General features: G+C 62.8%; 14 protein-coding genes and 1 riboswitch. Of the genes, 10 read left to right on the forward strand and 4 right to left on the reverse strand.

Annotated elements, in window-relative coordinates:
- Positions 1 to 6 precede the first annotated feature (6 nt).
- A riboswitch (cobalamin riboswitch) is annotated at positions 7 to 186 on the reverse strand.
- Between the two features lie 121 nt (positions 187 to 307).
- The 6 genes from NKJ04_RS19475 (at position 308) to NKJ04_RS19500 (ending at position 5313) form a co-directional block, all read left to right on the forward strand.
- Complete coding sequence (locus NKJ04_RS19475) at positions 308 to 1234, forward strand: histone deacetylase family protein (RefSeq protein WP_127290880.1); 927 nt, start codon at positions 308 to 310, stop codon at positions 1232 to 1234.
- Between the two features lie 3 nt (positions 1235 to 1237).
- Positions 1238 to 1489, forward strand: a complete 252-nt coding sequence (locus tag NKJ04_RS19480; RefSeq protein ID WP_023808624.1) for an exodeoxyribonuclease VII small subunit — start codon at positions 1238 to 1240, stop codon at positions 1487 to 1489.
- Between the two features lie 111 nt (positions 1490 to 1600).
- Positions 1601 to 1867, forward strand: a complete 267-nt coding sequence (locus NKJ04_RS19485; protein ID WP_352677118.1) for a DUF2277 domain-containing protein — start codon at positions 1601 to 1603, stop codon at positions 1865 to 1867.
- 39 nt (positions 1868 to 1906) lie between these two features.
- Complete coding sequence (locus NKJ04_RS19490; protein WP_352677119.1) at positions 1907 to 2827, forward strand: pirin family protein; 921 nt, start codon at positions 1907 to 1909, stop codon at positions 2825 to 2827.
- A 130-nt stretch (positions 2828 to 2957) separates the two neighbouring features.
- Positions 2958 to 4871, forward strand: coding sequence for a 1-deoxy-D-xylulose-5-phosphate synthase (gene dxs, locus NKJ04_RS19495; protein WP_352677120.1), 1914 nt, complete (start codon positions 2958 to 2960; stop codon positions 4869 to 4871).
- A 148-nt stretch (positions 4872 to 5019) separates the two neighbouring features.
- Positions 5020 to 5313, forward strand: coding sequence for a hypothetical protein (locus NKJ04_RS19500; protein ID WP_352677121.1), 294 nt, complete (start codon positions 5020 to 5022; stop codon positions 5311 to 5313).
- 89 nt (positions 5314 to 5402) lie between these two features.
- On the opposite strand, the gene NKJ04_RS19505 is transcribed toward NKJ04_RS19500, so the two are convergent.
- Positions 5403 to 6554, reverse strand: a complete 1152-nt coding sequence (locus NKJ04_RS19505; protein ID WP_352677165.1) for a GNAT family N-acetyltransferase — start codon at positions 6552 to 6554, stop codon at positions 5403 to 5405.
- A complete protein-coding gene (locus tag NKJ04_RS19510; protein WP_352440113.1) occupies positions 6551 to 7546 on the reverse strand; it encodes a sterol desaturase family protein in 996 nt (331 codons plus the stop codon). Before NKJ04_RS19510 ends, NKJ04_RS19505 begins: the two co-directional genes overlap by 4 nt.
- A 325-nt stretch (positions 7547 to 7871) precedes the next feature.
- On the opposite strand from NKJ04_RS19510, the gene NKJ04_RS19515 reads away from it, so the two are divergent.
- Both NKJ04_RS19515 and NKJ04_RS19520 read left to right on the forward strand, forming a co-directional pair.
- The gene (locus NKJ04_RS19515; RefSeq protein ID WP_352439982.1) at positions 7872 to 8636 is read left to right on the forward strand and encodes a TlyA family RNA methyltransferase; all 765 of its coding nucleotides are present in this window, start codon (positions 7872 to 7874) and stop codon (positions 8634 to 8636) included.
- Complete coding sequence (locus tag NKJ04_RS19520) at positions 8633 to 9874, forward strand: class I SAM-dependent RNA methyltransferase (protein WP_352550840.1); 1242 nt, start codon at positions 8633 to 8635, stop codon at positions 9872 to 9874. Before NKJ04_RS19515 ends, NKJ04_RS19520 begins: the two co-directional genes overlap by 4 nt.
- A 197-nt stretch (positions 9875 to 10071) precedes the next feature.
- On the opposite strand, the gene tldD is transcribed toward NKJ04_RS19520, so the two are convergent.
- A complete protein-coding gene (tldD, locus tag NKJ04_RS19525) occupies positions 10072 to 11484 on the reverse strand; it encodes a metalloprotease TldD (RefSeq protein ID WP_127811002.1) in 1413 nt (470 codons plus the stop codon).
- Between the two features lie 157 nt (positions 11485 to 11641).
- A complete protein-coding gene (locus NKJ04_RS19530; protein ID WP_023808613.1) occupies positions 11642 to 12196 on the reverse strand; it encodes an invasion associated locus B family protein in 555 nt (184 codons plus the stop codon).
- A gap of 376 nt (positions 12197 to 12572) precedes the next feature.
- Here NKJ04_RS19530 and coxB point away from each other — a divergent pair, with 376 nt between their 5' ends.
- Together coxB and ctaD are read left to right on the forward strand one after the other, a co-directional pair.
- Positions 12573 to 13472 carry a cytochrome c oxidase subunit II gene (coxB, locus tag NKJ04_RS19535; protein ID WP_031212224.1) on the forward strand — a complete coding sequence of 300 codons (900 nt, stop codon included), beginning with the start codon at positions 12573 to 12575 and terminating at the stop codon, positions 13470 to 13472.
- Positions 13473 to 13510: 38 nt separating this feature from the next.
- Positions 13511 to 15163, forward strand: a complete 1653-nt coding sequence (gene ctaD / locus NKJ04_RS19540) for a cytochrome c oxidase subunit I (protein ID WP_023808611.1) — start codon at positions 13511 to 13513, stop codon at positions 15161 to 15163.
- The last annotated feature ends 26 nt before the right edge of the window (positions 15164 to 15189 follow it).

Raw genomic sequence — 15189 nt, forward strand, 5'->3', positions numbered from 1 at the left:
CACGCGGATGACAATGCCTGCCAGGCCGGTCTTCTGGCTCGGGATCAACCCGCGTCCGGTGCCTTCCCGTCATCGACAGTGGCATTTACCGGCGCGGTCCCCCTCACAGCGTTGGGCACGCCACGGAATTCAACCGTGTTCCCGATTCTCCCGCTTGCGGCGGGCACCAGGCAGTACCAGGGACCTTACGCCGAAGCGCCCGCGGGGCCAATGCCTGCGGCGACGCGAATGGACGCAGTCGCGATTTTCCCCAGTCATCGGCCGCCCGTGCATGGCCTTTGTCGATCCGGGTCACTAGATTAGGACAATGACCACCCGTCTCTACACCCATCCGATCTTCCTCGAGCATCTCACGCCGCCCGGACATCCCGAGCGGCCCGACCGCTTACGCGCCATCGAGCGCGTGCTCGACGACGAAGCCTTTGCCGGGCTCGATCGTATTCAGGCGCCGGAAGGCGACGAGGCCACCATCCTCTACGCGCATCCCGCCGATTTCGTCGCCCGCGTGCGCGCCGCCATCCCCGACGAGGGGATTGCCCGCATCGATGCCGACACCACTGCCAGCCCGAAGAGCTGGCAAGCGGCGATCACCGCGATCGGCGCCGCCAACGCCGCCGTCGATGATGTCTTTTCGGGCCGCGCCGACAACGTCTTCGTCGCCGCCCGGCCGCCCGGCCATCATGCCGAAAAGACCACGGCGATGGGCTTTTGCCTGTTCAACACGGCGGCGATCGCGGCGCGTTATGCGCAGAAGAAACACGGTGTCGAGCGCGTTGCCGTCGTCGACTGGGACGTGCATCACGGCAATGGCACGCAGGATATTTTCTGGGACGATCCGTCGGTGCTCTATTGCTCGACACACCAGATGCCGCTTTATCCCGGCACCGGAGCGAAGACCGAAACGGGCGCCGGCAACATCGTCAACGCACCGCTGGCGCCGCAGACCGGCAGCGAAGTGTTTCGCGATGCCTTCCTGTCGCGCGTCCTGCCCGCGCTCGACAATTTCGCGCCCGACCTGATTATCATTTCGGCGGGGTTCGACGCGCACCACCGCGATCCGCTGGCCGAGATCAATCTGACCGAGGATGATTTCGACTGGGCGACCGGCCAGCTGATGCAGCGCGCGGCACGCCACAGCGGCAACCGGCTCGTCAGCCTGCTCGAGGGCGGCTACGATCTGCAGGGATTGGCATTTTCGGTCGCCGCCCATGTCGGGCGACTGATGAAAGGATGAATGATGGCCGATGAGACCAACGAAGACGTCAAGGCGATGAGCTTCGAGCAGGCACTCGATGCGCTGGAGAAGATCGTCGATGATCTGGAGCGTGGCGACGTGCCGCTCGACCAGTCGATCAGGATCTATGAACGTGGCGAGGCGCTGAAGGCGCATTGCGACCGGCTGCTGAAGGCCGCCGAGGACAAGGTCGAGAAGATCAGGCTGTCGCGCGACGGCAAGCCGGTCGGAACGGAGCCACTCGACGCGGATTGAGGCCCGGTCCGAACGATGGCCTCGCCTCACCGGTTTTTGGACATGATCATGATCGAGGATATAACTCGTTCCGCTTGAAACAGCTCAAGGACAAGAGGAGATCCGGAAGCGATGTGCAGAAACATCAAGACCCTGTTCAATTTTGATCCGCCGGCAACCCATGACGAGGTGCGCGACGCGGCTCTTCAGTTCGTCCGCAAGCTGAGCGGAACCACGCGACCCTCGAAGCAGAACCAGCACGCCTTCGACCATGCCGTCGAAGCCATCGCCGCCTCGGCGCACGAGCTGCTCGAATCGCTCGAAACCCACCAGCATCCGCGCAATCGCGAAGAGGTGGCGGCCAAGCTGCGGGCAAAGGCGGCGATCCGCTTTGCCTGATGCGGCCAGGCGGCCTTCGACCACCGACAAGGAGAGTCCATGAGCTTCTTCCCCGGGAAAGACCCTGAGGCAGGCGATGCCTTCGCCAGCGATCAGATCGAATTGATGGTCATCCCGAACGCCAAGGACATCGGTGGTTTTCAGGTGCGCCGTGCCCTGCCGACGGCAAAAAGGCGGCTGGTGGGGCCGTTCATCTTCTTCGACCGCATGGGTCCCGCGATCCTGCGCGCCGGTCAGGCACTGGATGTCCGTCCGCATCCGCATATCGGCCTGTCGACGGTCACCTATCTGTTCGACGGCAAGATCCGGCACCGCGATTCACTCGGCACCGAAATGGTCATTCAGCCCGGCGACGTGAATTTGATGACCGCCGGCCGCGGCATCGTCCATTCGGAGCGTACGCCGGAGGAACTGCGTGGCGCGTCGATGTCGGTATCCGGCCTGCAGACATGGCTGGCTCTGCCGGACGACAAGGAAGAGGTGGCTCCGGTTTTCGAGAATACCGCAGCGCTTCGGCTTCCCGAGATCGAAGCCGAAGGCGTCAACGGGCGCCTCATCATCGGCGATTTCCAGGGACTGCGGTCCCCGGTCAGGGCCGACACGGAGACGCTCTACGCCGACCTGCGCCTGGCGCCCGGCGCCAGCGTGAAAATCCCTGCTGATGCGGAAGAACGCGCCATCTATACGCTGGAAGGCGAGGTCTCAATTTCGGGTGATGTATTCCCAGCCGAACGGCTGCTGGTGTTCCGTCCCGGTGACGAGATCGTCGTGTCGTCGCAGACCGGGGCGCATTTCATGCTGTTCGGCGGCGCCTCTCTTGGTTCGAAGCGTTACATCTGGTGGAATTTCGTCTCGTCGTCCAAGGAGCGCATCGAACAGGCGAAAGAGGAATGGAAGACGGGCCGCTTCGACATCGTTCCCGGAGACGAGGAAGAGTTTATTCCGCTGCCGGAAAGCTGATGCCCTGTCACCCAAAAGTGGCAGAACGAAATGCATAGACAAAAGACTAGGGCCTGATCCGCGTCACTGACACACATTTACTTTCGCCGGCCGGCGGCCTATTCGCCCATCAACCGAAAGCCCGAGCACCGTGAACGCAACGCCGCATACGCCGCTTCTCGACAAGGTCCGCATCCCGGCCGACCTGCGCACGCTTGCCGAAAGTGAACTGCCGCAATTGGCGTCCGAGCTTCGCGCCGAGCTGGTCGACGCCGTGTCCCGCACGGGTGGTCATCTGGGCGCAGGGCTTGGCGTGGTCGAGCTGACAGTGGCGCTGCACTATGTCTTCAACACCCCCGACGACCGGCTGATCTGGGATGTCGGCCACCAGGCCTATCCGCACAAGATCCTGACCGGCCGCCGCGACCGTATCCGCACGCTGCGCCAGGAAAGCGGTCTGTCCGGCTTCACCCGCCGCGCCGAGAGCGAGTACGATCCCTTTGGCGCCGCCCACTCCTCGACGTCGATATCGGCCGGCCTCGGCATGGCCGCCGCCCGCGATCTCTCCGGCGGCCGCAACAACGTCATTGCCGTCATCGGCGACGGCGCCATGTCTGCCGGCATGGCCTATGAGGCGATGAACAATGCCGGCGCGCTCGATGCACGGCTGATCGTCATTCTCAACGACAACGACATGTCGATCGCGCCGCCGACCGGCGCGATGAGCGCCTATCTGGCGCGGCTGGCCTCCGGCAAGGCCTATATCGGCCTGCGCGATTTCGGCAAGAAACTGACGTCCTATCTCGGCAAGCGCGCGGATCGTGCGATCACAAGGGCAGTCGAGCATGCACGCGGCTACGTCACCGGCGGCACGCTGTTCGAGGAACTCGGCTTCTATCACATCGGCCCGATAGACGGCCACAATCTGGAGCATCTGATCCCGGTCCTGAAAAACGTCCGCGACAATGGCGAAGGCCCGGTGCTCATCCATGTCGTCACCCAGAAGGGCAAGGGCTATGCGCCGGCCGAAGCCGCTGCCGACAAATATCACGGCGTCAACAAGTTCGACGTCATCACCGGCGCGCAGGCCAAGGCGCCAGCCAACGCACCGGCCTACACCAAGGTGTTCGCCGAAAGCCTGGTCCAGGAGGGCCGCGAGGACGACCGTATCGTCGCCGTCACCGCAGCCATGCCGAGCGGTACCGGCCTCGATTTGTTCGGTGAAGCGTTCCCGTCGCGCACCTTCGATGTCGGCATCGCCGAACAGCATGCGGTGACCTTCGCGGCGGGCCTTGCCACCGAAGGCTACAAGCCGTTCGCGGCCATCTATTCCACCTTCCTGCAGCGCGCCTACGACCAGGTCGTCCACGACGTCGCCATCCAGAAATTGCCGGTGCGCTTTCCCATTGACCGGGCCGGCTTCGTCGGCGCCGATGGCGCCACCCATTGCGGCGCCTTCGACACCACCTTCCTGGCGACACTGCCGGGTTTCGTCGTCATGGCGGCCGCCGACGAGGCGGAGCTGCGTCACATGGTACGCACTGCGGCGAGCTATGATGAGGGTCCGATCGCCTTCCGCTATCCGCGTGGCAACGGCGTCGGCGTCGACATGCCGGAGCGCGGCTCGGTTCTCGAAATCGGCAAGGGCCGCGTCGTCAAGGAGGGCACCAAGGTTGCATTGCTGTCCTTCGGCACGCGGCTGCAGGATTGCCTGATCGCCGCGGAGGAGCTAGGTGCTGCCGGGCTGTCCACGACGGTCGCCGACGCCCGTTTCGCCAAGCCGCTCGACGAGGATCTGATCCGGCGGCTGGCCCGCTCGCATGAGGTGCTGGTGACGGTGGAGGAGGGCGCAGTCGGCGGCTTCGCCAGCCACGTGCTGCAGTTCCTCGCCCATGAAGGCCTACTGGAAAGCGGCCTGAAGGTGCGCCCGCTGGTACTGCCCGACGCGTTCACCGACCACGCCAAGCCGGAAAAGATGTATGCGGATGCCGGGCTCGATGCTGCCGGCATCGTGCGCACCGTGTTCGTGGCACTCGGGCACACAGTCCACGCCCAGCGCGCCTGAATCAAAGTCTCAATGACTTGAATCGGTTTGCCGGCCAACGATCTTAACGCGTTGTTTACGCTGACGTTTGGCGCTTTGCTTACCGTGTCTGTTGGCCGTTTTTCAATGGCGCCCTGCTAGATCGTGATCAGGCAGGGAGACAACAACAATGAAAACGCTTCTGTGCGGTGCAGCGCTTTGCGCCGTCATCGTCGCGCCGGCCACAGCCGAAACGCGCTATGATCGCAGCCTCGAAAAGGCGGCGATGGGCATCGTCGCTGGCAAGATGGGCGACATCCGCGGCGGCTTTTCATTCAAGCAGGTGCCGCAACTGGTGGTTCTGCCGGCCCCTGTTTCCGCGCCTGCGGTTGCCATCGAGCCTGCACGCGAGCAAGCTTCAGGAGGGCGTGAGGATGGGTTGTCTCCAGCCGTCGAGCGTCCGGTTCCGCGAAGCGTATTCTGAGCTGGAGAGCAGCAAGCCTTGATAGGGACTGCCCGATCGTTTAATCGCGCTTGCCGCTGTGCGGGCGATCTAAAAAAGCGTCGGCAATGCTACTCCGCCGCAACCAACTCCGCTTGCTGCGCCGGTTTCTCGGGGCGCCAGGATTGCGCCGCGTGGCGGGCGCGGTCTGCCAGGGCGGCTAGGCGTCCGCGCAGGTTTCGTCCACCCACCACCGACGACAAGGTCACCGAATGCGTCGCAAAGCGGCGCTTGAAATCCTCGCCGCCGCAGAGAAAATCGATCGTGGTCAAGCCCCGGTCAAACGACCACTGGATGTAATCCATCATCAAGACCAGGCCTGGCGAGGCCCGTTCGAAGGCCGGATCATAGGTGGTGACGAAAGCCATCATCGTTCCATGCTGCTCGAAATTGATCGATATGGCGATGATCTCGTCTTCGCGTTCGAGCACGAAGATGCGCAGCAATCCAAGCTTGGCCAGAACGGATATGAGTGCCGCCAGCGCGGGGGAACCTTCGTCGAAGAGGTCCGAAACGCGGCCGTGTTTTGCAAGCCATACCCGCTTCAGTGCCGCGACGCGCTCCAGCACCGGCTCGCGGGCTTCGTGCGCGTCCATCAGGCGGAAACGCAGCGCGCCGCCTTCCTCCATGAATTTGTAGCCACGGCGATAGTTTTGCCGGGTTTTTTTCGACTGGCTTTCAAACCATTGTGCGCCGCGTTGCCCGGCGCCGGAAACTCGATAGCTGACCTCGCTGCGGTGGCTTGGCTGCAAGATATTGTCTTGGCCTGGGGCGGCGGGACCGAGCAGGGTCCGGAATCGGGCATCGGGCAACAGACGATTGAGGTAGGCAAGATCGAAGCCGCCATCGTCGAGGATATGTTGCCAGAGTTGCGGCAGGATCTGTGGCTCGGCATCGGGAGCAAGCAGGACATCGCCATAGTCGCAGTGATCTTTCGCCGCCCACTCCAGCATACGGATGCCCGAGCGCCAGAAGGTCGCGAGCGCAATGACGGCCTCGAGGCGCTCGCCGCTCCAGACCATGCCGATCCTGAGACCGCGGCGGTCCTGATGCGGTGTGGTGTGCCACCAGGCCGAGATCCAGTCGGGATGCTGGAAAACGAGGCCGCCGGCGCGTTGCCAGAGCGCTGCCCAGGCGGGCGCGATTTCTGCCAGTCGCGCTGACGAGGTCGCAATTTCGATCCGGTGCGTTCGCGGCATCCGGAACACGGCGGGTCCGTTCATGGCTTGCCCCCTTGCGGCGATTGCTGTGGCTCGGGCTTGTCGGTGCGGAAATGTCTGGCGATCTGCCGCCACATCCGCTTCAGCGGCAGAACATAGAGGCCTGCGAGCGACTGGTAGTCGCGCACGTTGCGTTCGATCAAACCGAACTTGAAGTCCTCGTCGGGTCTGGGAACGCATAGCGTTCCGAAGAGCCGATCCCAGAACGAGAAGAGCAGCCCGAAGTTCTTGTCGTAGTGGCGCGGGTCGGTGCTGTGGTGCAATTGATGCCAGTGCGGACACAGGATCAGATTGTTCAATGGTCCAAACGAGATCTTGAAATGCGTGTGCCTGACGAAATCCATCATCAGGATGTTGCGTATGATGTAGACGTTGACGCCGAAGACCGTCAGCTCGACGAGGTTCAGCGACACCAGCGACCAGATCCCGAAGCAGATGCCGGGAATGACGCCGTCCCAGGCCCGGTTCATCAATTCGTCGAGCGGGTGGACGCGATCCTTGGTGATGCCGACCATCACCTCGGCCGAATGGTGCACCTTGTGCAGTTCCCAGAGCACCGGGTAGCGGTGCTGGGCGACGTGATAGAGATAGTACGAAATGTCGTAGGCAAGCAGCATGGTGATGGTGAAGATCGTCACCGTCACCGGCCCTGCCGGTCCTTCGATCAGGGGCGGCTGGATTGCCAGCAGCGTGGAGAGCAACCAGTTCGTCGCATAGCCGACGGCGCTGACGAAGACGACGCCGGCGGGCAGCATGAGGAATGGCATCAGCGCCTTCCGCGTCACCCAGAACAAAAGGTCGGCTTTCGCCGAGGGATGCGTGATGACCTCATGCGGGACTGCGAACTCGAAGAACTCTTTCCAGCTCTTTTTCTCGACCGTGCGCCAGTAGGCGACCAGGGCGCTGACCAAAGCAGTCAGCAACAGAAGTCCGGTCGCCAGCAGGCCGGCGCCGGAAATCCGGTCAAGAACCTTGTAGACGATATCGCTGGCCATTTCCAAGGTTGCCGCCTCTCCATCCGGGTTTTCCGGTCGTCGCGGTCATAACATTGAAGTCCTCAAGCAAATGCGATGAAAATTGGTTAAGAAATCATGAGGCTTTCTAGGTGTTTGGTATTTATCCGCAGGCGGCGAGACCCCATGCTTCGGCGGTCATCCGTCTCAACGGGCGTAACGCATGGATATTCATAAGGATGGTCGGCGGGACGGAACGCCTCACCATCGTCACGGTGCAAGATGCTGGGTGTGACGATGGAACGGGAGACGAAATGCTTCCATCTGGCGCTCTTGCCATCGTCGTCGGCTTTCGCCATGAAGGCCGATGAATTCGCCTTTGCCAGCCAGCGCACGCCAGCGGCTCGACGACCTGCTCGTCCAGCGCGGGCTGTTTGCCAGCCGCTCACGTGCCCGCGACGCGGTCGAGCGTGGCACGGTGACCGTCGACGGCGTCATTGCGCGCAAGCCCGGCCAGAGCGTTTTGCCGCAATGCCTTGTTACCATCGATGATCCGGCGCAAGGCTATGTGTCGCGCGCGGCACTCAAGCTGATCGGTGGGCTCGATCATTTCGGCCTCGACCCTGCCGGCTGTGAAGCGCTCGACATCGGCGCCTCGACCGGCGGCTTCACCCAGGTGTTGCTCGAGCGCGGCGTGGCCCATGTCACCGCGGTCGATGTCGGTCATGGCCAGATGCATCCTGATATCGGCGGCGACCCGCGTGTGACGGTGATCGAAGGACTGAACGCCCGCGACCTCGCCCTCGCCGATCTCAGCGGGCGTATTCCGGATTTCATCGTGTCCGACGTCAGCTTCATCTCGCTGAAACTGGCGCTGCCGCCGGCGCTTGGTCTGGCGAAGGCTGGCGCCAAGGCCATGTTTCTGGTCAAGCCGCAATTCGAGGCGGGCCGTGATGCGATCGGCAAGGGTGGTCTGTTGAAAGATCCCTACGACGCCTCTCGTGTCGCCGGCCTGCTGCAGGATTGGCTGGACTCCGTTCCCGGTTGGCGCTCGCTGGGGCTGCATTTGTCGCCGATCGAGGGCGGCGACGGCAATCGCGAATTCCTGCTCGGTGGGATCAAGGACCGATGAGCGCGCGCTTCAGCATCAGGAAACTTGGCGCTCAGGGCGACGGTGTCGCCGAGACCGAGACAGGGGATCTGTTCATTCCTTTCACACTGCCCGGTGAAACGGTTACCGCCGCGCGCGCAAGGGATCGCGCCATGCTGATGGCGGTGCTGGAATCATCGCCGCTGCGCATCGATCCCGCCTGCCGCCATTTCACCGAATGCGGCGGTTGCGCGCTCCAGCATTTCGAAGCCGAAGCCTATCGCCAGTGGAAACGCGAAAAGGTGGCGCACATCCTGAAGGGCAAAGGCATCGATTGCGAGATCGGTGACCTGGTCGCCTGCGCGCCGCAGACGCGCCGCCGTGTCGTGCTTGCCGCCCGCCGCACCGATACAGGCATGCTGCTCGGCTTCCATCGCCATCTGTCGCCAGAGATCATCGCCATATCGGAATGCCCGATCTCGCTGCCGGAGATCGTCGCTTCGCTCGATCGGTTGAAGGCGCTCGCCGAATTGGTCTGCGCAACCACCAAATCGTTCCGGCTGGCGGTCACCGTGACCGGTTCGGGGCTCGATGTCGCGGTTCACGAATCCGGCAAGCTCGGCGAGCACCAGCGCCGTATCGCGGCCAATTTCGTCATGGCGCAGGACTTTGCCAGGCTATCCATCGATGACGAAATCATCATCGAGCCGAGGAAGCCGGTCGTCATGTTCGGCAGCGTCGCTGTCGCCTTGCCCCCGGGCGCGTTCCTGCAGGCAACCGAGGCCGCCGAACAGGCGATGGCCGATATCGTCGGCGGGCATCTGAAGCGTGCCAAGAAGGTGGCGGATCTTTTCGCCGGTTGCGGCAGTTTTGCTCTGCGCCTGGCCGCGAAGTCAGAAGTCCATGCGGTGGAGGGTGATGCGGCAGCCCTTTCGGCGCTCGACCGGGGATCACGCTTCGCCACTGGCCTGAAGCGGGTGACGGGCGAACGCCGCGACCTGTTCCGCCGGCCGCTGACGTTCAAGGAGTTGAATGCGTTCGACGGTCTGGTGTTCGATCCGCCACGCGCCGGCGCCGAGGACCAGTCAAAGCAGATCGCCCGCTCGGATGTTCCCTACGTTGCGGCGGTGTCCTGCAATCCGGTGACGCTCGCGCGGGATTTGCGCATCCTGCTCGACGGTGGCTACACCTTGAAAAGCGTCACCCCGATCGACCAGTTCCTGTGGTCGCCGCATGTCGAGGCAGTGGCGCTGCTGGAGAAGCCGAAGAAGAGGCGGTAGATCATTCGCTGGTTTGGCGACGCCGTGCTTCCGCGAGCACGCCCGTTTCTATTTCTCTCAATGTTTTCGACTTGCCTCTGTTGGGCAGCGACCCGAACACATCCTCGGGTCGCGTTGGGGGAAAGACCGGAGCAGGCCGTGTGAGCTGATCGGCGGTTGAACTGGAGGCAACGGATTTTTCTCCAGTGGCCATCGCATCAGACCCGCGTGCCGCCGACCGTCATCTGATTCATGCGCAGATGCGGCTGGCCGACGCCGACGGGCACGCCCTGTCCGGCCTTGCCGCACATGCCGATGCCGGTGTCGAGCTTCATGTCGTTGCCGATCATCGACACGCGGTGCATGGCGTCCGGGCCGTTGCCTATCAGCATCGCGCCCTTGATCGGCTGCGTCACCTTGCCGTTCTCGATCATGTAGGCCTCGGTGCAGCCGAACACGAATTTGCCAGAGGTGATGTCGACCTGGCCGCCACCGAAGGAGACAGCATAAATGCCGTTCTTGACCGAGGCGATGATTTCGTCCGGCTCCATGTCGCCTGATGTCATGTAGGTGTTGGTCATGCGCGGCATCGGCTGGTGGGCGTAGCCTTCGCGACGGCCGTTGCCGGTTGCCTTCATGCCCATCAGCCGGGCGTTCTGGCGATCCTGCATGTAGCCGACCAGCTTGCCGTCTTCGATCAGCACATTGCGGGCCGAAGGCGTGCCTTCGTCGTCGACGGTCAGCGAGCCGCGCCGCTCGGGCATCGTGCCGTCGTCGACGACGGTCACCCCCTTGGCGGCGACCTGCTGGCCTAGCAGGCCGGCGAAGGCCGAGGTCTTCTTGCGGTTGAAATCGCCTTCCAGCCCATGGCCGACGGCCTCGTGCAGCATGACGCCCGGCCAGCCGCTGGACAAGACGATGTCGAAAGTGCCGGCCGGGGCCGGTATGGCCTCGAGATTGACCAGAGCTTGCCTGAGCGCCTCCTTGGCGGCGTGCTTCCAGCTGTCCTCGACCAGGAATTCGCCAAACGCCTTGCGGCCACCCATGCCGTAGGAGCCGCTCTCCTGGCGGTCACCATCGCCGACCACGACGGAGACGTTGATGCGGACCAGCGGGCGGATGTCGCGCACCATTTGGCCATCAGCGCGCACGATCTCGACATGCTGCCAGGATGCGGCGAGCGATGCCGAAACCTGCCGCACGCGCGGATCCTCGGCGCGCAGCCAGGCATCGATTTCCTGCAAGAGCTTTGCCTTGGCCTCGAAGGAAGGCGAGGGGATCGGGTTCTCTTCGCCATAGAGATGGCGGTTGGTGCGGGCGGGTGCGGCGGCAAGCGTCCCGGAATAACCGCCCTTGACGGTTGAAACGGCATCGGCCGCGCGCAGCAGCGAAGCTTCGGAGAGGTCGCTGGAATGGGCATAGCCGCTGGCTTCGCCGGCAACCGCACGCAGGCCAAAACCCTGGTCGGTGTTGAAGTTGGCGGTCTTCAGCCGGCCGTTGTCGAACATCAGCGCTTCGCTCTCGCTATATTCGAGGAACAGCTCGCCGTCATCGGCGCCGTTGATGGTCTCAGCGACGATCTGCTTGATGCGATCGTCTGAAATGTCGAATTGGCCGATCAGGCTGTTCATGGCGCGTCCGTTCACAGGAGGAATGGGTCTTTGCCACGATGTAGGCGCGAAGGTGCGCCGAGACAATCGTTCTGCCGCATTGTGAAGACAAAAGCGGTTTGCCAGCAGCCCGCCGATGTCACTTCTGGTTGATGAAGTCGGTGATGTCGCCGGGCTGTCAGGGGAGCGCGGCGAAGCCGTCGGCAAAACCCTTGAGGTCGACCGGGATGCCGATGCCTTCTTCCGGGGTCTGGAAGACGATGAAGGTGGCCGACGTGCCGGTCTTCAGCGTGTCGAGAAGCGGCTTTTCGAGAATGACCTCGGCATAGCAGCCGTCCTGGAAGCAGCGCACGAAATAGGCGCGGCCGATATCCTTGCCGTCGACATTGAGGCCGAGCCCGTTGGGCAAAAGCACGCCGAGCGGCGCCAGCACGCGCAGGATCTCCGCCTTGTTGTCAGCGGTGCGCAGCACCACGACCGACAATCCCATCTCGGGACGGTCCTCGGCGACGACGTTCTGCATCATCACGCATTGTTCCGAGGTGGCGCCGGCCGGTGTGTCGCAGATGATCGACCATGCACCATGCGTCGAGCGCACGGTGCCGCTCGGCTGCGCGGCGTTGGCCGTGCCGGACACGATCGCGGACAAGCCGATGCCAGACAGGGCGGCGAGAAAGATGACCTTCGCCCAGTTTCTCGAAAACCGAGAGTTTCTCGAAAGCCAGTAATTCATGACGGCTCCATTGCGAATCACGGCACTTTAAGCCGCGCCAAAGCCAAGTAAAGGACGAGACCGCACCAGGTCTGCCCCGAAAAAGCCAATAGGGCGCTTTTCCCTGCCAATTTCGCCCGAATTGCGACGTTCGGCACGTGCGGCCCGCGGGAATGCTGCTGCGGGCTCACTGTAGGCGATTCGGTGCTGCCGCGGCTGCCGCCAAAGGCACATCCGGGCTTGCGCGCAAAAATGCCGCACGGTTTCGTCCGCTCCTTTCTTGCGGAGGGAAAAAGAGTATGGTTTGAACCAGCTTGAAACTGTCGGGATTCCCGTCCCGGCATTGTTCGTTATTCTCGTGAGTACCGCAGCGAGGAACTGGGAGACGATGAGGGCGATGAGAAATTTCCTGGCAAACGCCAAGGTTCCAGCAAGTGCCAAGTTTCTAAGTGCTTGTGCCGCTATCACGTTTTTCGCCGGCGCATCCGCCCATGCCGACCAGCCCAAGAACTGGGAGACAACCTTCCAGGCGCCGGCGACCGACATGATGCGGCAGATCGAGTGGTTCGGAAACTACACAATGTGGTTCATCGTCCCGATCACCATCCTGGTGCTGCTTCTGCTCGCCTACTGCATCGTCAGATTCCGCGCGAGCGCCAACCCGGTTCCGTCCAAGACCAGCCACAACACGTGGATCGAGTTGATCTGGACGATCGGGCCAGTCGTCATCCTGCTGCTCATCGCCATTCCCTCGTTCCAGCTGCTGACCGCGCAATATACGCCGCCGGAAGAAGCAAAGCTGACCGTCAAGGCGACCGGCAACCAGTGGAACTGGGACTACGAGTACCAGACCGAAAACACGCTCTCCTTCAACTCCGCGATCCTCCAGGACGGTGATCGGGCCGGCGCCGGCAAGGAGGACCGCAAGGTCTATCCGCGCCTGCTGGCCGTCGACAACGAACTGGTGGTGCCGGTCAACACCATGACCCGCGTGCTCGTCACCGCGACCGACGTGATCCACTCCTTTGCCATGCCGTCGTTCGGTATCAAGATCGATGCCATTCCGGGCCGCACCAACGAGACTTGGTTCAAGGCGGAGAAGGAAGGTATTTTTTACGGCCAGTGCTCGCAGCTCTGCGGCAAGGATCATGCCTTCATGCCGATCGCCATCCGCGTCGTCTCCGATGCGCAGTTCAAGACCTGGCTGGCGGCAGCCAAGACCGATCTGCCCGGCGCCAACAAGACGCTGATGGCCGAGGTCGACGGCCAGAACAAGGTAGCGGCCGCCGGCAACTGATGCCGCGGGTTAGCAAGATTTAGGGAACGGAGCGGAACATGGCAGACGCTGCAGCTCACGACGGGCATGACCACAAGCCTTATCACGGCTGGGTCCGCTGGGTTTATTCGACCAATCACAAGGACATCGGCACGCTCTACCTGATCTTCGCGATCATGGCCGGCATCATCGGCGGTGCCTTGTCGGTCGCCATCCGCATGGAGCTGCAGGAGCCTGGCATCCAAATCTTCAGCGGCCTGGCGCAGATGGTCTATGGCATGAACGGTGACGCCGCGATCGACGGCGGCAAGAGCATGTACAATGCCTTCGCCACCGCGCACGCCCTGATCATGATCTTCTTCATGGTCATGCCGGCGCTGATCGGCGGTTTCGCCAACTGGATGGTTCCGATCATGATCGGCGCGCCCGACATGGCGTTCCCGCGCATGAACAACATCTCCTTCTGGCTGTTGCCGCCGGCCTTCATCCTGCTTCTCACCTCGATGTTCGTGCCGAGCGCGCCGGGCGCCTTTGGCGTCGGTGGCGGCTGGACGCTCTATCCGCCGCTTTCGACCTCGGGCCAGCCCGGGCCGGCCATGGATCTGGCGATCCTGTCGATCCACATTGCCGGTGCGTCGTCGATCCTCGGCGCCATCAACTTCATCACCACCATCTTCAACATGCGCGCGCCTGGCATGACGCTGCACAAGATGCCGCTGTTTGCCTGGTCGGTGCTGATCACCGCCTTCCTGCTCCTGCTGTCGTTGCCGGTTCTGGCCGGTGGCATCACCATGCTGCTTACCGACCGCAATTTCGGCACCACCTTCTTTGCGCCCGACGGCGGCGGCGACCCGATCCTCTTCCAGCACCTGTTCTGGTTCTTCGGTCACCCTGAAGTGTACATCCTGATCCTGCCGGGCTTCGGCATCATCAGTCACGTCATCTCGACCTTCTCGAGGAAGCCGGTGTTCGGCTATCTCGGCATGGCCTATGCCATGGTGGCGATCGGCGCCGTCGGCTTCATCGTGTGGGCGCACCACATGTACACGACCGGCCTGTCGCTCGACACGCAGCGCTATTTCGTCTTCGCCACCATGGTCATCGCGGTGCCGACAGGCGTGAAGATTTTCTCCTGGATCGCGACGATGTGGGGCGGGTCGATTTCGTTCAAGACGCCGATGCTGTGGGCGCTGGGCTTCATCTTCCTGTTCACCATCGGCGGCGTCACCGGCGTCCAGCTGGCCAATGCCGGCCTCGACCGCTCGCTGCATGACACCTATTTCGTCATTGCCCACTTCCACTACGTGCTGTCACTGGGCGCGGTGTTCGCCATCTTCGCCGGCTGGTACTACTGGTTCCCGAAGATGACCGGCTACATGTATTCGCCCGTCATCGCCAACACCCACTTCTGGGTCACCTTCGTCGGCGTGAACCTGATCTTCTTCCCGCAGCACTTCCTCGGTCTCGCCGGCATGCCGCGCCGCACCATCGACTACCCCGATGCGTTTGCCGGCTGGAATTATGTGTCGTCCATCGGCTCGTATATCTCGGCCATCGGCGTCCTGATCTTCCTCTATGGCGTGTTCGAGGCCTTCCAGAAGAAGCGGATCGCCGGCGCCAACCCATGGGGCGAGGGCGCAACGACGCTCGAATGGCAGCTGCCTTCGCCGCCGCCCTTCCACCAGTGGGAACAGCTGCCGAAAATCAAGTAAGGCGGCTGCCCGCTCGAATACGAAAC

It is taken from the genome of Mesorhizobium sp. M0618 (genome assembly GCF_040320765.1).
In the GTDB taxonomy this organism is placed as follows: domain Bacteria; phylum Pseudomonadota; class Alphaproteobacteria; order Rhizobiales; family Rhizobiaceae; genus Mesorhizobium.

Bases quoted from the DNA above. Each gene is read 5' to 3' on its own strand.
- NKJ04_RS19480 (WP_023808624.1), top strand. From the start codon at position 1,238: ATGGCCGATGAGACCAACGAAGACGTCAAGGCGATGAGCTTCGAGCAG.
- NKJ04_RS19490 (WP_352677119.1), top strand. From the start codon at position 1,907: ATGAGCTTCTTCCCCGGGAAAGACCCTGAGGCAGGCGATGCCTTCGCC.
- tldD (WP_127811002.1), bottom strand. From the start codon at position 11,484: ATGAACAGCCTGATCGGCCAATTCGACATTTCAGACGATCGCATCAAG.
- NKJ04_RS19515 (WP_352439982.1), top strand. From the start codon at position 7,872: ATGAATTCGCCTTTGCCAGCCAGCGCACGCCAGCGGCTCGACGACCTG.
- NKJ04_RS19520 (WP_352550840.1), top strand. From the start codon at position 8,633: ATGAGCGCGCGCTTCAGCATCAGGAAACTTGGCGCTCAGGGCGACGGT.
- ctaD (WP_023808611.1), top strand. From the start codon at position 13,511: ATGGCAGACGCTGCAGCTCACGACGGGCATGACCACAAGCCTTATCAC.
- NKJ04_RS19500 (WP_352677121.1), top strand. From the start codon at position 5,020: ATGAAAACGCTTCTGTGCGGTGCAGCGCTTTGCGCCGTCATCGTCGCG.
- coxB (WP_031212224.1), top strand. From the start codon at position 12,573: ATGAGAAATTTCCTGGCAAACGCCAAGGTTCCAGCAAGTGCCAAGTTT.
- NKJ04_RS19530 (WP_023808613.1), bottom strand. From the start codon at position 12,196: ATGAATTACTGGCTTTCGAGAAACTCTCGGTTTTCGAGAAACTGGGCG.
- NKJ04_RS19510 (WP_352440113.1), bottom strand. From the start codon at position 7,546: ATGGCCAGCGATATCGTCTACAAGGTTCTTGACCGGATTTCCGGCGCC.
- NKJ04_RS19505 (WP_352677165.1), bottom strand. From the start codon at position 6,554: ATGAACGGACCCGCCGTGTTCCGGATGCCGCGAACGCACCGGATCGAA.
- NKJ04_RS19485 (WP_352677118.1), top strand. From the start codon at position 1,601: ATGTGCAGAAACATCAAGACCCTGTTCAATTTTGATCCGCCGGCAACC.
- NKJ04_RS19475 (WP_127290880.1), top strand. From the start codon at position 308: ATGACCACCCGTCTCTACACCCATCCGATCTTCCTCGAGCATCTCACG.